12 protein-coding genes and 1 pseudogene are annotated in these 16,989 nt (G+C 74.7%); 4 read left to right on the plus strand and 9 right to left on the minus strand.

Annotation, left to right across the window (positions count from 1 at the left end):
• Window positions 1-105: 105 nt before the first annotated feature.
• The 3 genes from OEB99_RS19630 to nudC all read right to left on the minus strand — a co-directional run bounded on the left by OEB99_RS19630 (window position 106) and on the right by nudC (window position 3,953).
• Window positions 106-471 carry a WhiB family transcriptional regulator gene (locus OEB99_RS19630; RefSeq protein ID WP_263579002.1) on the minus strand — a complete coding sequence of 122 codons (366 nt, stop codon included), beginning with the start codon at window positions 469-471 and terminating at the stop codon, window positions 106-108.
• Between the two features lie 468 nt (window positions 472-939).
• A complete protein-coding gene (locus OEB99_RS19635; RefSeq protein ID WP_263579003.1) occupies window positions 940-2,943 on the minus strand; it encodes an ATP-dependent helicase in 2,004 nt (667 codons plus the stop codon).
• 98 nt (window positions 2,944-3,041) lie between these two features.
• Window positions 3,042-3,953 carry an NAD(+) diphosphatase gene (gene nudC / locus OEB99_RS19640; RefSeq protein WP_263579004.1) on the minus strand — a complete coding sequence of 304 codons (912 nt, stop codon included), beginning with the start codon at window positions 3,951-3,953 and terminating at the stop codon, window positions 3,042-3,044.
• Between the two features lie 111 nt (window positions 3,954-4,064).
• On the opposite strand from nudC, the gene OEB99_RS19645 reads away from it, so the two are divergent.
• Window positions 4,065-5,216 (plus strand): phosphotransferase, encoded by a 1,152-nt coding sequence (locus tag OEB99_RS19645; RefSeq protein WP_263579005.1) that lies wholly within the window; start codon window positions 4,065-4,067, stop codon window positions 5,214-5,216.
• 89 nt (window positions 5,217-5,305) lie between these two features.
• Here OEB99_RS19645 and OEB99_RS19650 read toward each other — a convergent pair whose 3' ends face one another.
• Genes OEB99_RS19650 through OEB99_RS19660 form a run of 3 tightly spaced genes read right to left on the minus strand, consistent with a single transcriptional unit; the run spans window position 5,306 to window position 12,663 of the window.
• Window positions 5,306-8,509, minus strand: a complete 3,204-nt coding sequence (locus OEB99_RS19650; protein ID WP_263579006.1) for an ATP-dependent helicase — start codon at window positions 8,507-8,509, stop codon at window positions 5,306-5,308.
• A complete protein-coding gene (locus OEB99_RS19655) occupies window positions 8,506-11,637 on the minus strand; it encodes an ATP-dependent helicase (protein ID WP_263579007.1) in 3,132 nt (1,043 codons plus the stop codon). Before OEB99_RS19655 ends, OEB99_RS19650 begins: the two co-directional genes overlap by 4 nt.
• Window positions 11,638-11,697: 60 nt before the next feature.
• Window positions 11,698-12,663 (minus strand): DUF3152 domain-containing protein, encoded by a 966-nt coding sequence (locus OEB99_RS19660; RefSeq protein ID WP_263579008.1) that lies wholly within the window; start codon window positions 12,661-12,663, stop codon window positions 11,698-11,700.
• Window positions 12,664-12,755: 92 nt separating this feature from the next.
• Between OEB99_RS19660 and OEB99_RS19665 the strand changes: the two genes are divergently transcribed.
• Together OEB99_RS19665 and OEB99_RS19670 are read left to right on the plus strand one after the other, a co-directional pair.
• Entirely contained in the window at window positions 12,756-13,379 is a 624-nt protein-coding gene (locus OEB99_RS19665; RefSeq protein ID WP_263579009.1) for a TetR/AcrR family transcriptional regulator, read from the plus strand.
• 77 nt (window positions 13,380-13,456) lie between these two features.
• A complete protein-coding gene (locus tag OEB99_RS19670; protein ID WP_318011445.1) occupies window positions 13,457-13,684 on the plus strand; it encodes a DUF3107 domain-containing protein in 228 nt (75 codons plus the stop codon).
• 54 nt (window positions 13,685-13,738) lie between these two features.
• Here OEB99_RS19670 and OEB99_RS19675 read toward each other — a convergent pair whose 3' ends face one another.
• The gene (locus OEB99_RS19675) at window positions 13,739-14,410 is read right to left on the minus strand and encodes a ferritin-like domain-containing protein (protein WP_263579011.1); all 672 of its coding nucleotides are present in this window, start codon (window positions 14,408-14,410) and stop codon (window positions 13,739-13,741) included.
• Between the two features lie 147 nt (window positions 14,411-14,557).
• On the opposite strand from OEB99_RS19675, the gene OEB99_RS19680 reads away from it, so the two are divergent.
• Window positions 14,558-16,177: a DEAD/DEAH box helicase gene (locus OEB99_RS19680; RefSeq protein ID WP_263579012.1), complete on the plus strand. Its 1,620-nt coding sequence runs from the start codon at window positions 14,558-14,560 to the stop codon at window positions 16,175-16,177.
• A 449-nt stretch (window positions 16,178-16,626) separates the two neighbouring features.
• Here OEB99_RS19680 and OEB99_RS19685 read toward each other — a convergent pair whose 3' ends face one another.
• Together OEB99_RS19685 and OEB99_RS19800 are read right to left on the minus strand one after the other, a co-directional pair.
• Window positions 16,627-16,773, minus strand: coding sequence for a hypothetical protein (locus tag OEB99_RS19685; protein ID WP_263579013.1), 147 nt, complete (start codon window positions 16,771-16,773; stop codon window positions 16,627-16,629).
• Window positions 16,774-16,947: pseudogene (locus tag OEB99_RS19800) on the minus strand (hypothetical protein); the annotation flags it as partial. It lies immediately after the preceding gene.
• Window positions 16,948-16,989 lie beyond the last annotated feature (42 nt).

A 16,989-nucleotide genomic window follows, 5' to 3' on the forward strand; every position in this document is an offset into this window, starting at 1 on the left:
CGCCCGCGCTCGCCCTCCGGCCCCTCCTCCCCCTCGCATGCCCGTGGCCCCCGCACCCGGAGTGCGGGTGCGGGGGCCACGTCCTGGCGCGCTGCTGAGCGCCGATCAGGCCACTGCCTGCTTGCGGGGGCGACCGCGACCGCGCTTGCGCGGCACCACGACCCCGTCGATGAAGACCTCGCCGCCCCAGACACCCCAGGGTTCGCGCCGCTCGATCGCGCCGGCGAGGCAGCCTTCCCGGACCGGGCAGGCCTGGCACAGGGCCTTGGCCTGCTCCACCTCGGCCTCGCGCTCGGCGAACCACAGCTCGGCGTCGTTCTGCCGGCACGGGATGAGGCTGGAGATGACCTGGTCGAAGTCACCGCCGAAGTCGGGACCCTGCGCCGGTGTGGTGGCAGGGAGGCTGGTCAGAGGCGGCCACGGTCCGGATCCGCCTTCGTTGAGAGTGTCGAGCAGCGTGGTGAGCCGCACGGCTCCTCCTCGATCGTCCTGAGGTGGTTCAAAGGGCTTGTGTTGGGAGCCGGCCCTCAAAGACGAAGGCCGCGGGTCCCGGTGGACTCCGCGGCCTGGTGAGGCGAGTGGTCTGTCAGACCGTGGAGTCAGGGCTGGGGTAGGTGCCGACGAGTCCGCCGCTGCGGAACGTGGCAGTGCTCGTCACGCGAGTGCGCGCGGACACACTGGTCCCCTTGAGCGAGAGCGCGGGTGCAACGGGCAGAGCGCCGCCGATCGCGTAGACCGCCGTACCGATGATCATCATTCGTTCACCCACCCCCTCTCGCGCTGCGCCCCGGGCGTCTCTCAGCCCCTGGCTCCGGTCAGGACTTGAGAACCGTAACGCTGTCGCGCCGGAGGGCACAACGAATTAAACGCAGAAGTTTCGAGAAGCCTGCCGAGGCCCTCTCCGGCACCGGCTTCGGACGGCCGAAGGTCCCGACGCGATCAGCCCGGACGCCGCCCGGCCACGATCGCGAGCAGGGTCTCGCCATAGCGGTCGATCTTGGTCGGGCCGATCCCCTTGACGTCCCTCAGCTGGGTCAGCGTCGTGGGCCGGACGGCCGCGACGCCGCGCAACGTGGCGTCGGCGAGCACCGTGTACGCGGGCTTGTCGCTCTCGGTGGCGACCTGCTGGCGCCATGTCCGCAGGGCTTCGAACAGCTCGGGGTCGACGTCGGCGTCGCGCACGGGCGCGGCGGGCGGGCGGGCACCCGTACGGGTCTGCTCGGGCAGCACACCGGCCAGGAACCGGGTGCGCCGGCGGCTCGCGCGGCCACCCGGGGTCCGGGAGCGAGACCAGGACAGGTGCAGGTGCTCGCGCGCCCGGGTCACCCCGACGTAGAGCAAACGGCGCTCCTCGGCGATCGCGTCGTCGGTCTCCGCGAGCGAGATGGGCATCAGGCCCTCGCTGAGCCCGGCGAGGAACACCGCATCCCACTCCAAGCCCTTGGCGGCGTGCAGCGACGCGAGCGTGACGCCCTCGACCGCCGGGGCGTGCTGCGCGGCCGCGCGCTCGTCGAGCTCCGCGACGAGGTTCGCGAGTGTCGCAGGCGTGGGACGGGTGGGGTCCGCAGCGAGCTCGTCGGCGAGGGCGACCAGTGCCTGCATGGCGTCCCACCGCTCACGCACCGCACCGCGCGCTGCCGGCGGCTCCGGTGCCCAGCCCGCCTGCGCCAGGACGTCCCGTGCGGCCTCGCCGAGCGGGACGTCCGCCATCGAGCGAGCCGAGCCGCGCAGCAGGACGATCGCCTCGCGCACCTCACGGCGCTCGAAGAACCGCTCACCGCCGCGCACCAGGTAGCCGATCCCCGCGTCGGCGAGTGCCTGCTCGAAGGCCTCGGACTGCGCGTTTGTCCGATACAGGACGGCGATCTCACGCGCCGGCGTCCCCCCGGCGAGGAGCCGGCCGATCCGGGCGGCGACACCCGCCGCCTCGTCCTCGTCGTCGTCGAAGGGCGTGCACTGCACCGGCGGGCCGGACGGACGCTGAGCGATCAGCTCGAGGCCGCCGTTCGCCCGACGCCGGCGCTCGCCGAGGATGCGGTTGGCGAGGTCCACGACCTGCGGCGTCGAGCGGTAGTCGCGGACCAGGCGGACCGTGCGCGCCCCGGGATGGTCGGCGGCGAAGGTCAGCAGGTGGTGCGGGCTGGCACCGGTGAACGAGTAGATCGTCTGGTTCGGGTCGCCCACCACGCACAGCTCGTGCCGCCCGCCGAGCCACTGCTCGAGCAGGTACTGCTGCGCGGGCGAGACGTCCTGGTACTCGTCGACCACGAAGTGCCGGTACTGCGAGCGCACCTGCTCGGCGACGTCGCGACGCGACTCGAGCATGTGCGCCAGCAGCACGAGGACGTCCTCGAAGTCGATCACGCCGCGCGCGTCCTTCACCTCCTCGTAGGAGGTGATGAGCCGGGAGACCGCGGCCCGGTCGAAGCCCGCCGGCTCCGGCCGGCCGGTCGCCGCCGCTGCCGCCAGGTAGTCGTCGGCCGGGACCAGGGACACCTTGGACCACTCGATCTCCGCGGCGAGGTCACGCACCGCGAGCCGGTCCACCCGCAGGCCGAGCCGCGCGGCGGCCTCCGCGACCACGGGCGCCTTGTGCTCGAGGATCCTCGGCGGTGCGCCGCCGACCACCTGCGGCCAGAAGAACGACAGCTGCCGCAGCGCGGCGGCGTGGAACGTGCGCGCCTGGACCCCGACGACGCCGAGGTCCCGCAGGCGCGTGCGCATCTCGCCGGCGGCCCGCGCGGTGAAGGTCACCGCGAGCACGCTGGTCGCGGGGTAGGTGCCGGTGCGGACGCCGTAGGCGATCCGGTGCGTGATCGCGCGGGTCTTGCCGGTGCCGGCGCCCGCCAGCACCACCACCGGCCCGGTGAGCGCGAGGGCCACCTCGCGCTGCTCGGGGTCCAGGCCGTCCAGGAGCGCGTCGGCGGAGGTGTCGGTGGGCATCGGGCCGAGTCTCGCAGGTCCCGCCGACGCGGCGCGCCGGCCGTCCGCCTCCCCTCCGGGCCCGGGCCCGGCCGGCACCGCGCGAGCCCAGGGGCGGGTCAGCGCGGCGCGGCTGCTCCGTCGGCAGGATCCGTCGCGATGGGGCCGCCGAACCAGTCCTCGATCAGCGCGCGGGCCACCGAGGCGCGGGTCGGCAGGATCACCCCACCGTCGGCCACCGCAGCGCTCAGCGCAGCCCGTGAGAACCAGTGCGCCTCGGTCACCTCGAGCGCGTCGACCCGGATGTCCGTGGTCGTGGCGCGCGCCGTGAACGCGAGCATGAGCGAGGCCGGGAACGGCCACGGCTGCGAACCCTGGAACCGTGGGTCGACGACGTCGATCCCGGTCTCCTCGTGCACCTCGCGCACGACGGCCTGCTCGGCCGACTCCCCCGGCTCGACGTACCCCGCCAGGGTGGAGAAGCGGCGTGGCGCCCACGCGGCGCCGTGCGCGAGCAGGATCCGGTCGTCCGGATCGGTGACCGCCATGATCACAGCCGGATCCGTGCGTGGGTAGTGCTCCGACCCGTCCTGCGGGCAGCGTCGGGTCCAGCCCCCCATGTCCGGCTCGGTCGGGGCGCCGCACTGCGCGCAGCGAGGGTGCCGCGCGTGCCAGGCCGCCAGACCGACCGCCGCGGTCGCCAGGCCGGTGTCGCGGTCGCCGAGCAGGTGCCCGCACTCGCGCAGCGACGTCCAGGTCCGGGTGGGGTCCGGGTGGTCGCGGACCACGGCGAGAAGCTCGCCCTCCTCGTCGGTGCCCAGGTAGAGCGTGAGGCCCGCGTCGGCGATCGCGCTCGGGCGCACCAGGTCCAGCGACGTGCCGTCAGCGGCCGTGGCCAGCCGCGCGCCGTCGACGAGCACCACCCGGGTCCGCGGATCGGCCCAGGCGCGGGAGAGCAGCTCGGGCTCGGAACGTCGATGAGCGACCCGGTCGGTCGTCGCGCGGGCGAGCGGGAGCCTGGTCCAGTCCACGGGTCTCACCGTAGGGGGCGGGCGGTCCCGCGGCGCGCCACTGGCCACCGGATGCCCAGGACACGCGCGGGGGTACGTGCCTGGCACCCGGGCAACGCCTACGGTGGGCCCGTGGTTCGCTCCCCGTTGGTCCTCGCGGCGCTGTCCACGGTCGCCGTGCCGGGCCTCGACGCCATCGACGTGCGCCGCTCGCCGCACCCCGGCGTCGGGATGGACGCGGCCGTCGTCGTCGGCACCGACGGCCAGCGCTGGGTGGTCCGGGCCCCGCAGGACGCCGCCACCGGGGCGGCCCTCGAGGCCGAGGTCGCGCTGCTCCAGGCCCTCGCCACCCAGGTCGATGTCGGCGCCCTTCCGTTCGACGTGCCACGCCCTGCCGGGGCCGTGAGCCTCGAGGAGGGCGGCCGTGCGATCGTGTCCCGCCAGCTCCCCGGTCGCGCGATCCGGCTCGAGAAGCTCGGGCCCGGGCCGGGGCTCGCCGCGGCCCTGGGCCGCGCGATCGCCGCGATCCACGAGCTCCCGGTGTCCGTGGTCGAGGACGCGGGGCTCCCGGTCTACGAGGCCGACGAGTACCGCCGCCGCCGGCTCGCCGAGCTCGACGAGGCAGCGCGCACCGGCTACGTGCCGGCGTTCCTGCTGCGTCGCTGGGAGCGCGCCCTGGAGGACGTGGCACTGTGGCGTTTCCAGCCCACCGTGGTGCACGGCGACCTGTCGTCCGAGCACGTGCTGTGCGAAGGCGACTCCCCGGTCGGCATCCTCGGCTGGTCCGAGGCGAAGGTCGCCGATCCTGCGGACGACCTCGCGTGGCTGCTCGTGGCGGCGCCGCAGCCAGCTGTCGACCCGATCGTCGAGGCTTACCACCTGCGCCGCACGGAGCTGCGCGACCCGCACCTGCCCACTCGTGCACTGCTCGCCGGCGAGCTCGCGGTCGCCCGGTGGCTGCTGCACGGCGTGCACACCGACGACGGGGCCGTGATCGACGACGCACGCTCGATGCTCGACGAGCTCGAGGTGCACCTGACCCGGTACGAGGAGGCCGCACGCGCCGCCGTCGCGTCGGCGCCGGTCGACGGGCCGGACGAGCAGACCGCGCCGGACGAGGTCGAGGACGCTCCGGTCTGGCGCGAGATGACGGCCGAGCACGGCCCGCTGGTGCAGGACGAGCACTACGGCACGGTCGCCGAAGCAGCGGCCGAGCTCAACGGCGCGGGCGGCGACGGGTTCGACGACGAGGAGTACGGCGCGGACCCCCGACCCTGGGGGTAGCGGGCAGGCCGTCCAACCCGCAGGTCCCGGTTCCGTGCCGGGCAAGGGCGCTGCCGGTCAACAGCGCAGCCGGTCGACCGCCTGACAGGTCAACCGCGCAGCAGCTGCTCGAGCTCGTCGGAGCCGGCCATGTGCTCGGGCCGCAACGTCACGCCGTGCGCGACGTAGACGAAGGCGGCGCGCACCTTGTCCAGCGGCAGCCCGGTGCGGCGCGACCAGGCGAGCCGGTACACCGCGAGCTGGAGCTCGCGGCTGCGCAGCGCCTCCGGCCCCGGGACGGCACCGGTCTTCCAGTCGACGACCACCACCCCGCCGTCGGGCTCGGCGAACACCGCGTCGATCCGGGACCGCACCACGACGTCGCCGATCGGGGTCTCGACGTCGACCTCGACCTCGACGGGCCGGCGGTCGGCCCACTCCGACGCCAGGAACGCGGTCCGCAGCGCCTCCAGCTCGGGGTCGACCAGCACGGAGGTGTCGTCCGCACCCGGCAGCGCGTCCACGTCCACCAGGGCGGCACGGCCGAAGTACTGCTCGACCCACGCGTGGAACGCCGTGCCGCGCCGGGCGACCTGCGACGGCGCGGTCGGTACCGGTCGGCGCAGCGCGAGGGTGAACGCGTCGCGGTCCTCGGCCAGGTGCACCACCGCGGAGGCGGACAGGTGCTCCGGCACCACGACCGCGGCCTGCTCGACGCGGCGGCGCTCGCGCTCCGCGAGCAGCAGCTCGGCCAGCGCGCCGAGCTCGTCGTCCGGGACGCGGGGGGCCGCACTGCGCACCACCGCTGCGGCCCGCTCGACCTGTGCCTGGCGCGCCCCCAGCGGGGCGGCCGAGGGCCACACCGGCGGTTCGGCGTCGGCGTCTCGCTCCGGGCGGTCGCACGCGGGCACCCAGTCCTCGGTGGACCCGCCGGCGATCTCCAGCAGGTAGGGCGAGTGGTCGTGCGGGCGCTTGCCGTCGCGCCACCACGAGCCGGTGAGCAGCAGGGCGTGCCGGGCCCGCGTCACGGCGACGTACGCCAGCCGGCGCTCCTCGCCCTCGTCGTGGACCCGCAACGCCTCGGTGTAGTCCGCGACGCGCCGGGACAGCTCGCGGCCGTCGGCCAGACCGGCGAGCGGCAGGTCGGGCAGCGAGGCGGCGTCACCGCGCAGCGTGGTGGGCAGGACGCCGACGGCGGTCGGCCAGCCGCTGCCGCGGGAACCGGCCGGGAAGTTGGTCGCGGTCATCCCGGGCACCGCGACCACGTCCCACTCCAGACCCTTCGCCGCGTGCACGGTGAGCACCTGGACGGCTTCCGGGTCGAGCTCGGCGACGGGCGCGTCCAGGCCGTTCTCCTCGTCCTCGGCGACCTCGAGCCAGGCCAGGAAGGCACCGAGCGTGCCGCCCTCCTCGGTGTCGAACCGAGTGGCCTCGGCACGGAAGGCGTCCAGGTGGGCCCGAGCGCCGGCCGGACTCACCGGTCGCAGCAGGACCTCGATGTCGAGGCCGAGCAGCACCTCGGCCTCCGCGACCAGGTCCGCGACGGGCAGGAAGGTCTGCCCGCGCAGCGCACGCAGCACACCGGCCAGCTCCACCAGGCGCGCGCGACCCGCGTCACTCAGCCTCCGCCCACCCGGACTTGTCCAGCCCGGCGCCGGCAGGTGGTCCAGCGCGTCGACGATCGACCGCTCGTCGACCACGTCCGGGAGCGCGCCCTCGACCAGCGTCGGGCGCGGCCCGCCGAGGTGGCGCGACCAGTCGTGCAGGGCCGCGAGGTCGGCCAGACCCAGCCGGGCGCGAGGCCCGGTCAGCAGCCGCATCAGGGCGTCCCCGCGCGAAGGGTCATGCGCAGCCTGCAGCGCGGAGACCAGGTCCACGACCTCCGGCGTGGTGAGCAGCCCACCGAGACCCACGACCTCGACCGGCAGACCCGCGGCCCGCAGCGCCTGCTCGACCGCGGCGAACTGCGAGCGCTTGCGGCACAGCACTGCGGCGGTGGCCGGTGCCCCGTCGCCGAGCGAGGTCCGGTGCTCGGCGACGAACGCCGCGACCGCGGCGGCCGCGGGGACCTCGTGCGCCACGCAGGCGGTGCGCCCCCGACCGGCCTCGGCCCGGGACCCGGCCTGCAGCTGCTGAACGGCGTAGGGCGATGCGGCCTGCAGAGGACCGGCGACGACGTTCGCGGCGGCCAGGATCGCGTGGTCGTTGCGCCAGGACGTGGACAGCGTGAGCACGCCCGCCGGTTGGTCTGCCGGACCCGCGCTCCCCGGCGCGCCGGCCGGCGCGTCCCGCCGCGCGGTCGAGCGGGTCCGCCGGAACTCCTCAGGGAACCGGAACAGGCCGCCGGCGCTCGCGCCGCGCCAGCCGTAGATCGACTGGTGCGGGTCGCCGACCGCGGTGACCGGGTGGCCCGCACCCGGGAGGTCTCCCGCCGTGCCGCTGCCGAACAGGTGCCGCAGCAGGTCGAGCTGGGCCACCGAGGTGTCCTGGTACTCGTCGAGCAGGACCACCTCGTAGCGACTCCGCTCGCCGGCCCCCACCTCGGGGATCTCCCGTGCGACCCGTGCGGCGAGCGCCACCTGGTCGGCGAAGTCCATCAGATCGGCCTGGCGCTTGCGCGCGGTGAGCTCTTCCAGCATCGGCGCCATCGCGGACCGCAGCCGCAGCGTGCCGAGGACCTTGGCCAACGTCGCCGCGTCGGTCTTGCGGCTCCCCGGCGGGACGTCCGCCAGCAGCCCCGCGAGGCGGTCGCACTCGGCCCGCAGCTCGTCGGGGTCGTGCAGGTGCTCGGCGAGGCCGTCGGCGAGGGCGAGCAGCGCGCCGGTGATGGTCCCGGCGACCAGCTCGGTGTCGAGGTCCTCGGCCCAGTGCTCGACGACCTCGTGCGCGAGCTGCCACCGCCCGGCCTCGCCGAGCAGCCTGGACGCGGGTTCCAGGCCCAGCCGCAGCGCGTGGTCGGCGACGAGCGAGGCCGAGTACGCGTGGTAGGTCGAGACTGCCGGCGCGAGGAACACCGACGAGCCCGGTGCCGCGGGGTCGTGCCTGCGCAGCGCGGCGAGTCGAGCTCGCACCCGTTCGGACAGCTCACCGGCCGCCTTGCGGGTGAACGTCAGCCCGAGCACGGCGTCGGGCGCGACCTGCTCGTTCGCGATCAGCCAGACCACCCGGGCAGCCATGGTCTCGGTCTTGCCCGAGCCCGCACCCGCCACGACGAGCAGCGGTTCCAGGGGCGCCTCGATCACGGCGACCTGCTCGGGGGTGGGGCGAGGTCGGCCGAGCGCCTCGGCGATGTCGACGGCGGACCAGCGGGTCATCCGCCCACCACCCGCCCCTCGGGCCGGGCGGGGCAGGAGCGGCGCACCGGGCAGGTGCGGCACAGCTCGTTGCGGGTCGCGCACATCACGGCGCTGGTCACCACGTCGGCGACCTCGGAGACCAGGGTGTCCACCCAGTGCGGGTCGGTGTCGGCGCTGAGCGCCGGCTGGTCGCGGGTCACGGCCGCTTGCGCCGTGGTCCCGACGTAGAGGAGCGTCGCGCCGTCGGCGCGGGCGTCGGGCGCCACGGACGAGACCCCGCCGGTGTCCAGCGCCGCCTGGTAGAGGCCGAGCTGCGGGTGGCGCAGCGCATCGTCCTTGGAGACCGGGTTCTTGCCGGTCTTGAGGTCCACGACCCGCAGCAGCGGGCGCCCGTCGGCGTCCACCCCGACCCGCTCGAGCCGGTCGACCTGGCCACGGACCTCGACCCGGCCGAGCCGGACCCGGACGTCCTCCTCGACCGCGACCGCCTCACCCGCGGTCGCCAGGTACGCCGCGAGCTTGCGGACCATCGTGTCGGCGCGGCGGCGAGCCTGGCGGTCCAGCCATCCGTCGGGAAGGCCGAGCTCGGACCAGCGCTGGTCCACCAGGGCACGCAGCTCGTCCTCGCTCCCGGCCGGGAGCGCGGCGGCGACCGCGTGCATCAGGGTGCCGAGCGACTGGTCGCGGGACTCGGCGGCCGTCCCACCGACCGACTCCAGGGCCCAGCGCAGCGCGCAGGTCCCGGCCTGCTCGACCTTCGACGGCGACAGCGGCACGGGACCCTCGACCGGCCACAGGGGGGAGTCGGTGGACAGGGCACGCGTCCCGAACCAGGTGTCCGGGTCCGCGCCCTCGACCCCACGGTCCGCGAGCGCGGCGAGCAGACCGCCCGCCGGATGCGCCGGGTCGGCCTCGACCGCGGCGCGGCAGCGGGCCACCACGGAACGCAGGTCGAGCGCGGCGGGGACCGCACGCACGCGGTGGTCGGGGCCGTCGCCGTCCCAGGTGTCCACGAGGTCCACGAGCGCCGAGGGCTGGTGGTCGGTGTCGCGCACCGCGGTGACCACGAGGCGGGTCCGGGCGCGCGAGGTTGCTACCGCGAAGGCGCGGAGCTCGTCGGCCAGCACCGCCTGGCGTGCTTGCGCCGGGGACTCCTCGGCACCGGCCCGGCGTGCCAGCACCTCGACCAGGTGCGCTGCACCGAGCATCGAGTCGCGCAGGCGCAGGTCGGGCCACACTCCCTCCTGAACGCCGGACACCACCACGAGGTCCCACTCGAGCCCGGCAGCGCTGGCGGCGGTGAGCACGAGCACGGTGTCGGCGGCTCCACCGCGGGCCGCGAGCGAGTCGGCGGGAAGGTCCTGTGCCTCGAGATTGTCGAGGAAGGCCTGCGCGGGGGCCTGCGGCAGCCGGTCGACGAACTGTTCCGCGGCGGTGAACAGGGTGAGCACCGCGTCCAGGTCGCGGTCGGCGCGCGCACCCGCGCTCCCGCCGGCGAGGGCGGCGCGCCGCCACGCGTCGGCCAGCGAGGTCGCGGACCACAGCGCCCAGAGCACCTCGAGGACGCCGTCCCCGGCCGCGTCCCGCCCCGCGGCGAGCACGGTCGCCATCCGCTGCACGGGGCCCCGGTGCTCCGCGGGCAGGGTCGCGGCCCGGGCCGGGTCGCCGAGCACCTCGACGAGCAGCTCGTCGCTCGTCCGCCCGCCACCGCCGGCCAGCTCCTCGGCGCGCAGCGCGCGCCGGACGCGCCGTAGCCCGACCGGGTCGAGCCCGCCGATCGGCGAGGTGAGCAGGGTCGCGGCGTGATCGGCCAGCAGCGCGGGGTCGAGCACGCACGCCAGGGCGGTCAGCAGCGGACGCACCGCCGGCTCGGCGCGCAACGGCACGTCGGAGCCGAGCACCTCGACCGGGACCCGGGCCGCGAGGAGCGCACGGCGCAGCTGCGCGACCTGGCTGCCGGAGCGGACCAGCACGGCCATCCGGTTCCACGGCAACCCGTCGTGCAGGTGCGCGCTGCGCAGCACGTGCGCGACGTCCGCGGACTCCTGAGCCGTGGACCGGAGCACGTGCACCTCGGCCGACCCGGACGCCTCGGTCCCGGCCGCAGCGCGGTGCCGACGCTGGGTGCCGCGGATCTCCGCAGTGACGCCGGCGACCACCTCACGCAGCCGGGCGCCGTGCCGCCAGACGTTGTCGAGCACCAGCGTGTCCGCACCGAACGCGCCGAGCTCGCTGCCGGCCGGGAGCGAGGCGCGGTCCACCAGACCGGGGCTCGCGCCACGGAACGACTGCACTGCGAGATCCGGGTCGGCGAGCAGCACGAGCTCGGCACCGTCGGCGGCGAGCTGGTGGAGCAGGCGCACGGTCGCCGCGGTGGCCTCCTGGTAGTCGTCCACGACCACCAGGCGCCAGGCCGGTTTCGCGGCGCCGGCGATCTCGTCCGACCAGGCCGCGAGGGCCTCGGTCGCCTCGTCCACGACCACGGCCGGGTCGTAGCGGGCGCCGGCGTCGGGCGTACCGGAGCGCAGCTGGGTGACGTCGAGGTACTCCCCGTACACCGTCGCCGCTGCGCTCCACTGCGGGCGGCCGAAGCTCTGCCCGAGGCGGTCGAGGTCGTCGGGGCGCAACCCGCGCTCCGCCGCGCGCATCAGCAGGTCGCGAAGCTCGTCGCGGAACGCACGGAGGCTGAGGGCCTCGGCGGGGACCCCGCCCGGCCAGTCGACCCGCGCGCCCTCCCCGGCCCGGTGCCCCGCGAGCAGCTCGGCGAGCACGAGGTCCTGCTCGGGCCCGGAGATCAGGGTCGGCGTCGGCTCACCGAGCAGCGAGGCGCGGGCGCGCAGCACGGCGAACGCGACGGAGGACGCGGTGCGCACGCCCGGCGCACCGGTGGTGGTACGCAGCCGGGCCGACAGCGCGTCGCGGAGGCGTGCCGCGGCTCGCCGGGTCGGGGCGATCAGCAGGGTGTCGGCCAGGTCCAGCTCGCCGGAGACGACCCGGTCGGCGATGACGGCGAGCGCAGTGGTGCTCCGTCCGCTTCCCGGCGCGCCCGTGACGAGCAGCGGGCCGCGGTGGTCGACGACCCGGCGCTGCGACACGTCCGGCTCCGGCCACGGGGCACGCGGCACCGGTGGCACGAGCTCGAGCATGGACCGATCCCACCACACCCCGCCGACACCGCCGGGAGGGAATCGCGCACGGCGCGGGACTCAGGTCTGGTCGGGGTAGGGCCAGCCGTTCGCGATGCAGGGCAGGACGGAGACGGACTGCTGCTGCATGATCGGCGCGGTCTCGCCGGCGCCCGGGCAGTCGACGTGCGGGTGACCCAGCAGGTGCCCCACCTCGTGGTTGATCACGTACTGCCGGTACTGCGTCATCGACGTGAAGTCGCCCGCACCGGCCACCCAGCGCGTGTAGTTGATCGCCGCGTGCCCGTACCGGCCGCACGAGTACGTGCCGTCCGTGGTCAGCGGCGCGCACAGCTCGTCGACCTTGTCCGGCGACGCGAGCACGACCCTGATGTCCTGGTCGTCGCCGTCCGTGCGCGCGAAGCTGAGCTGTCCGTCGTGCCCCCAGCCCTGCGGGTTGTTGAGGATCCCCATCACGAGCGTGGCGAACTTCTCGCCGTCCACCGGCAGACCCGCCTCGACCTCGACCCGCACGACGCGCACGGGCGCGGCCGGATCCGGCGCCGGGGACGAGCCGGGCACCACGACGAGCTCACCGTCCGCGCTGGTCGGGGTCTGCGTCGTGAGCAGGCCGGCCATGACGTCCTCGACGCTCACGTCGTCTGGCACCGCGCTCACCCGCTCCGGGTCGAGCTCCGGGACGAGATCGTCCAGGGGGACGACCTGCGTCGTCGCGGTCACGTCGCCCGCCGTGACGTCGGCCGCGCCGGACGGGGTCGACTCGACCGCAGGCGGGTTCGCCTCGGCTCGCGCGCCGTCCGCCGATCCCGTGCCTGCGAGCGGGGTCAGGCTCACCGCCGCGGCATCCTCGGCGGACCCCACGGGGTCCGCGCCGAGCACCGTCGTACCGACCACGGCCCCGGAGCCCAGGCCGACCATGGCGGCCGGCACCAGGGCGAGCATCCCGAACCGGGCCTTGAGCAGCCCACCGCGCACACCGGTCGCGTCGCGCACGTGGTGCACCGGCCGTGCGTGCTGAGCCTGCATCGAGCCATGGTCGCACCGGTGGGCCGCGTCCGTCACACGGTTGTGACCTGCCGCCCGCTCTCACGCAACCCGGACCTGGCTAGCATCGGCGGATGGTGCCCCGCCCGCCAGGGATGTCCCACGACGACCGCCACCTCCAGGTGCTCGCGCTCGCCGAGGAGCTGTTCGCGCGCGACGGCTTCCACCACGTGTCGATGGACGACATCGCCGAGCAGGCGGGCGTGTCCAAGCCCGTGCTGTACCGGCACTTCCCCTCCAAGCTCGACCTGTACCTCGCCGTCGTGGACCGTCGCGGTGACGCACTGGTCGCCGCCGTCGACGCGGAGCTCGCCCGGGCGGAGGCCGACGCGAGTGCTGGGGGCCAGGAGATCATCCGCGCGATCATCGCGGCGTTCGTGCAGTTCGTGGAGCAGGCCGGTCAGACCTCGTCGTTGATCTTCGAGTCGGACGTGACCCGCGACGCCGAGGTCAAGGACCGGGTGGAGAGCGCGTCGCACCGCACCGCCGAGGCGATCTGCCGCAGCCTTCGCGCGCTGACCGGGCTGTCCCAGCACGAGGCCGACCTGCTCGCCGAGGTGCTCGTCGCCATGGCCCAGGTCACCGCCACGTCCCGGTTCCGCCCCACGGTGATCGGCACGGACGAGGCGGTCGACCTGGTCGCACGGCTGGCCTGGGGCGGGCTCCGCAGCGTGGTCACCGAGCTCGCGGAGGACTGAACGCCTCCCGGGCCGTCGAGCGCCGAACGGCACCGGTACCCGCAGGTGCCTAGGATGGCGCCAGCGACGTCGGAAGGATGAAGGTGCAGATCACGATCGGGGTGCAGAACCTCTCGCGCGAGGTGGTCGTCGAGGTCGACGGAACGTCGGACAAGATCGCCAAGGATGTTCTCAAGGCGCTCGAGGTCGGCGCACCGATCGACCTGACGGACGCCAAGGGTCGCCGGGTCATGGTGCCCGCGAACGCAGTGGGCTTCGTGGAGCTGGGCTCCGACGAGGCCCGGCGGGTCGGTTTCGGCGCCTGAGCGGTAGGAACCCGGGCCCCGCCGCCGCGGGTCCCGGGCCGCGAAACCCCCGGGTCAGGCCGCGAAGCCCAGCCGGTCCATCCGGCGGGTGTGCTCGGCCGTGAGCTGCGCGAACAGCCGCTGCTGCGGCTCGTCGCCGGGGAGCACGAGCTCCAGCAGCGCGACGATCTCCCGGTGGCCGGCGAGCACGCCCTGCACGACACCGAGCGACTCGCCCACGAGCCGGCGCCCCCACAGGGCCAGGCGCGGCGCGAGCGTCGCGTCGGCGGCGCCGGCCTCGGCGAGCAGGTCGACCACGTACGCGGTGTGGCCGTGGTCCGAGAGGACGTCGAGGAGCAGGTCCCGGCAGGTCGACTCGACACCGCCGGCCAGGATGCGGGAGAAGTCGTCGGACACCCCGTAGCCGACGTAGGCCTTGAGCATCCGCTCGGCCCAGGTGCTCGGCTCGGTGCGGCGGTCGAACTCGGCCAGGACGCCGGCGAACGGGTCCATCGTGACGTTCACCGCGCCGCCGAGCTCGACGATCCGCGCGTCGAGCCGCCGCACGTGGTCCAGGGCGTGGCCGGCGAAGCCCGCCAGGGCCAGCCGATCGGTGAGCGTGGGGGCGATCGCCGAGTCCGCCGCGAGCCTCGTGAACGCGGCGAGCTCGCCATAGGCGACCATGCCGAGCAGCGGGAGGGCACGATCCGCGGCGAGCTCCGATGGGGACGTCGGCAAGGCGGTCATCGCTCAAGGCTATAGGCTTGGCCCCGTTCATCGGCTGACCGGTCGTCCCGTTGCTCTCGGCGCATGTGCGTCTGTCCCTGTGCGATCGGCTGCCACATCACCCGTGGCCGGCCCCAAGACGCGGCCCCACGGATCCGAGAGGACGACATGACCGCCACCCCTGAGGCGGCGCCGAGCCACGACGCGCTCGCCGCCATGACCTTCGCCGACTTCGGCATCCGCCCCGAGATCACGACCGCGCTCGCGGACGCCGGGATCACCCACCCGTTCCCGATCCAGGCGATGACCCTCCCGGTGGCCCTGCAGCGCCACGACATCATCGGCCAGGCGAAGACCGGCACGGGCAAGACGCTGGGCTTCGGCCTGCCGCTGCTCGAGCACGTGGTCGCACCGGGCGAGGACGGGTTCGACCGGCTGCCGGCGCCGGGCAAGCCGCAGGCGCTCGTGGTCGCGCCGACCCGTGAGCTGGCGATCCAGGTCGCCGGCGACCTGGAGACCGCGTCGCGCAACCGCAAGGTTCGGATCGGTCTGCTGTACGGCGGCCGCGCCTACGAGCCGCAGATCGAGATGCTCACGAAGGGCATCGAGGTCGTGGTCGGTACGCCGGGCCGGATGGTGGACCTCATCAACCAGCGCCACCTCGACCTCGCGCGCGCCCAGACCGTGGTGCTCGACGAGGCCGACGAGATGCTCGACCTCGGCTTCCTGCCGGACGTCGAGAAGCTGCTGGCCAAGACGCCGGCGTCGCGGCACACGATGCTGTTCTCCGCGACGATGCCCGGTGCGGTCGTGGCGATGGCGCGGCGCTACATGACCCAGCCGACCCACATCCGCGCGGCGGACCCGGATGACGAGGGCGCCACGCTCAAGGCGATCACGCAGGTGGTCTACCGGGCGCACGCGCTCGACAAGGTCGAGATGCTCGCCCGGATGCTCCAGGCCCGTGGCCGTGGCCTGACCATCGTGTTCACCCGCACCAAGCGCACCGCCGCGAAGGTCTCGGACGAGCTGACCGAGCGCGGGTTCGCGGCCGGCGCGATCCACGGCGACCTGGGTCAGGGCGCGCGCGAACAGGCGCTCCGTGCGTTCCGTCACGGCAAGATCGACGTGCTGGTCGCGACGGACGTGGCGGCGCGCGGCATCGATGTCGACGACGTCACCCACGTGATCAACTACCAGTGCCCCGAGGACGAGAAGGTGTACCTGCACCGCACCGGGCGCACCGGCCGCGCGGGTCGCACGGGCACCGCCGTGACGTTCGTCGACTGGGATGACGTGCCGCGCTGGAGCCTGATCGACAAGGCTCTCGACCTCGGCTTCCCCGAGCCGATCGAGACGTACTCGTCCTCGCCGCACCTGTACACGGACCTGGACATCCCGGAGGGCACGAAGGGCCGGCTGCCGGCAGCCGCCCGGACCCGCGAGGGTCTTGCCGCCGAGGAGGTCGAGGACCTCGGCGAGACCGGCAAGCACCACGGCAAGGGCGGCGACGCCAAGAGCCACGGCCGGGGCAAGGGCAAGGGCCACGGGAAGGGCCACGGCCGCGACGAGGCCGGTCACGGCGAGCGTCGTGGTGGCTCCGGCCGCGACGGCTCGGGTCGCGGCCGGCACCGGAGCGCCGACGAAGCCCCCGGAGCGGGCGCGGACGACCAGGCCGGAGCACCCACCGGCGAGTCGGACGGCGCCCCCAAGCGCCGCCGTCGGCGCCGCCGTCGCGGCGGTGCGTCCGCGGACGCGCCGAGCTCGCCGCAGACCACCGAGGCCTGAGCACTCGGCGTTCTTCCCGGTCAGCGCCGCCCACCTGCAGCGCTGACCCAGGACTCGCAGGGGTCTCCGGTCGCCGTCACGCGCTCTGGGTCCCGCAACTCGCGGGCGCCTCGCGGCCATGTGCAGCCCGATGCGGACCGGACCGGGTCTGCGCTCCGGGAACCCGCATCGTCGGGTACGCCGGGGTGGCGGTGTGTCTGTCGGAGTCACCTGACGCGTGACGGGTGCGGCCGTAGGCCTCGAACCCCGCATCGTCGGGTACGCCGGGGTGGCGGTGTGTTTGTCGGAGTCGCGCATCACCTGACGCGTGACGGGCGCGGCCGCAGGCCTCGAACCCGCATCGTCGGGTACGCCGGGGTGGCGGTGTGCTTGTCGGAGTCGCGCATCACCCGACGCGGGACCGCGATGCCGGGTTCCGCGAGACCCCGCATCACCCTGCGCGGGCCGGGTCAGCCCTCGGGTCCGGAGACCAGGTACGCCGGGGCCTCGACCACCTCGAACGCCACCGGCTCACTGGTCGTGGTCGCCGTACCCACCACCGGCAACCACGGCCCACCACCACCGACCTGGAACTCCCCCGCCCACGTCGTGGTCAACCGCACCTCATACGCCCCCGAACGCTCATACGCCCGCGCCACCGTCTGATCCGGATACGGCCCACCCGGATCCGACGTCACCAACACCCCACCACCATCACCGAAGTCCCACGCGAACCCCTGAACCGCCCCGGGTTTCGTAGAGGCTCTCAATCCACGGAGGATGAGAGTCATGGCAGCACCGAGGAAGTACCCGGAGGAGCTCCGGGAGCGGGC

Origin of the sequence: Actinotalea endophytica (assembly GCF_025717005.1) — a bacterium.
In the GTDB taxonomy this organism is placed as follows: domain Bacteria; phylum Actinomycetota; class Actinomycetes; order Actinomycetales; family Cellulomonadaceae; genus Actinotalea.